At 65.3% G+C, this 2,763-nt stretch carries 3 protein-coding genes; all 3 read right to left on the bottom strand.

Features of this window, described 5'->3' with window-relative positions; all coding sequences use genetic code 11:
• Positions 1-188: hypothetical protein (locus QOC69_RS16975; protein WP_526441584.1), on the bottom strand; the 188-nt coding region annotated here is incomplete at its 3' end.
• A 37-nt stretch (positions 189-225) separates the two neighbouring features.
• A complete protein-coding gene (locus QOC69_RS16970) occupies positions 226-1,269 on the bottom strand; it encodes a DUF2189 domain-containing protein (RefSeq protein WP_526441582.1) in 1,044 nt (347 codons plus the stop codon).
• Positions 1,270-1,608: 339 nt separating this feature from the next.
• Positions 1,609-2,763: cystathionine beta-synthase (locus tag QOC69_RS16965; protein WP_526441580.1), on the bottom strand; the 1,155-nt coding region annotated here is incomplete at its 5' end.

The raw sequence follows: 2,763 nt of genomic DNA, 5'->3' as shown, positions 1-2,763 counted from the left end.
GTGTACTGATCTGGCGATCCCCCGGGTCCCGCACCGGGCGGTGGTGGGGCGTATCCACCTGCCGACGGTGGTGGAGGTGGGTAGCCACCACCCGGCGGCGGCGGCGGAGGTGGGTAGCCACCACCCGGAGGCGGGAAGCCACTCGGAGGTGGCGGCGGATAGTTTCCGGGAGGCGGTGGATTGGTCACTGTCTTCCTTCTTTCTCTCTTCCGAAACCCAGTCGATCTACGGGGTGAGCGGTGCGACCTGTCCGCCACTGAGCTTGCGGTAGGCGTAGACCAAGAAGAGCGTCGCCACCGGCACGGCGACGATCAAACCGATGCCGCAGAGCAACGAGCCAACCGTCGTGATGACGCCGAAGATCAACCAGACGAGGAGGACCTGCACGAAATTCGCCTTGACGATGTCGATGCTCGCCTTGATCGCGTCGATCGGTGCGAGGTTCCGTTCGACGATGAGAATGGTCGTGAAGATCGTGAAGATCGCCACCACGAGACCCGGGAGCACACACAGCGCATAACCGATCGACGTCAAGACGCCAACGATCACGGCGGCGAGGACGACGCTGCCGACGTTGCGCGGCTTGAAGAACGATCCGATCGCTACCGGCTGACCGTTCGCGATGTCCAGCAAGGCTCCGAGATATGCCGATTGGATCGCGCCGATCACGACGAACAACACCAAGCCGCCGAGTGCCAGCACCGCGATGCTCGCGGCACCGAATCCTGCGCTGTACGAAGCGCTGAACCCCGAGCCGTACGAGTCGTAATAGGTGACGGGATCGGGCGCCAGGAGCATGGCTACGCCGTAGACGATCGCGTACAGCACACCGACGATCACGCCGTAAATCAGTGTCGCGACGATGAGAGGGACGGCGTTCTTGCTGAACTTGTTCCACGCCCAGGTAAACGCTTCGCCGATGTTCAACTCCGGCGCTCCGCCGAAGCCGGGACCACCTGGTGGCGGGTAACCCGCCTGTGGAGGTGGCGGATAGCCGCCCTGCGGCGGCGGGTAATTGCCTGGAGGCGGCGGATACCCACCCGGCGGTCCCTGAGGCGGCGGGGGCGGCGGATACCCACCCGGCGGTCCCTGAGGCGGCGGGTAGCCACCGCCCGGTCCCTGCGGCGGCGGGGGCGGCGGGTAGCCACCGCCCGGTCCCTGCGGCGGTGGAGGCGGCGGATAGCCACCCCCCGGCGGGGGCGGATAACCACCCGGAGGCGGGTAGTTGCCGCCGGGCGGCGGTGGAGGTGGCGTTGGCGGGTTGGTCACGATTCCCTTTCTCGGAAACTCATTGAACGAAGCTGTTGGGATGCAATGTCATTGACAGCTAGTCACGGAGGGCGGTGAACGGAGCGATTGGCACGCTGCGGATGACGAACCACACTGACACCACCCGGAGGGAGGTGGCGGCTGATCGGTCATGAACGCCTTCCAATGATGAGTTAGCTGGGAGCGAGCGGTGTAACCCTACCTGAGAACAGGCTGACAAAGACGCTCATAATCTGATCTTCATCACTCCCAATGGAGCTCCCCGAAAATGGGATGTTTAACTAAGCTAACGGAATTGGGAAGGGTGCACTGAGCTCAGTAGCTGCAGTGACGGGTCGCCTACCGGCGCGGATTACCGTCCGACAGGAATCCGAGCAGGTCGTGTCGGGTCAGCACGCCCACCGGTTTGCCCTCTTCGACCACCATCACCGCATCGCATTCGCGCAGCGTCTTGGCGGCCGTCGAGACGAGTTCTCCCGCGCCGATGAGCGGCAACGCGGGGCTCATGTGCTGCGAAACGGCATCAGCCAAATTTGCCCGGCCCTCGAAAACAGCCGACAGGAGTTCACGTTCCGATACGCTGCCGGCCACTTCTCCGGCCATCACCGGAGGCTCCGCACCGACCACGGGCATCTGCGACACGCCGTACTCGCGAAGGATGCCGATGGCGTCGCGCACCGTCTCCGACGGATGGGTGTGGACCAGGTCGGGCAACGCTCCTGATTTGCGCCGCAACACGTCTCCGACCGTCGACTGCTCGATCGACCCGTCGAGCCTGCCGCGCAGGAAGCCGTATGACGACATCCACGCGTCGTTGAAAACCTTTGAGAGATAACCACGTCCGCCGTCGGGCAGCAGAACGACCACCAGCGCGTCGGGTCCGGCGCGCTCGGCGACGTCGATCGCGGCCACCGCGGCCATGCCGCAGGAGCCGCCGACGAGCAGCGCCTCCTCGCGGGCCAGTCGTCTGGTCATTTCGAACGAATCCGCGTCGGACACCGCGATGATCTCGTCCGCCACGGCCGGGTCGTATGCCGAGGGCCAGAAGTCCTCACCGACGCCTTCGACCAGGTAGGGCCGCCCCGTACCACCGGAATACACCGAACCCTCGGGGTCGACGCCGATGACCTTGACCGGGCCTCCTGGCCGGTCGGCCGAGACTTCCTTGAGGTAGCGGCCTGCACCGGTGATCGTCCCGCCGGTACCCACGCCTGCCACGAAATGCGTGACCTTGCCGTCGGTGTCGGCCCAGATCTCCGGTCCCGTCGTCTCGTAGTGGCTCGCAGGCCCGTTCGGGTTGGAGTACTGGTCCGGCTTCCACGCGCCGTCGATCTCTTCGACCAGCCGGTTGGACACGCTGTAGTAGCTGTCCGGGTTGTCGGGGGCGACCGCGGTCGGGCACACCACGACGTCGGCGCCGTACGCGCGCAACACGTTCTGCTTGTCCTCGGAGACCTTGTCCGGGCAGACGAAGATGCACTTGTACCCGCGCTG

It is taken from the genome of Mycobacterium sp., from assembly GCF_032162105.1.
Lineage (GTDB): Bacteria > Actinomycetota > Actinomycetes > Mycobacteriales > Mycobacteriaceae > Mycobacterium.
This window is presented reverse-complemented; position numbering and strand designations above follow the sequence as displayed.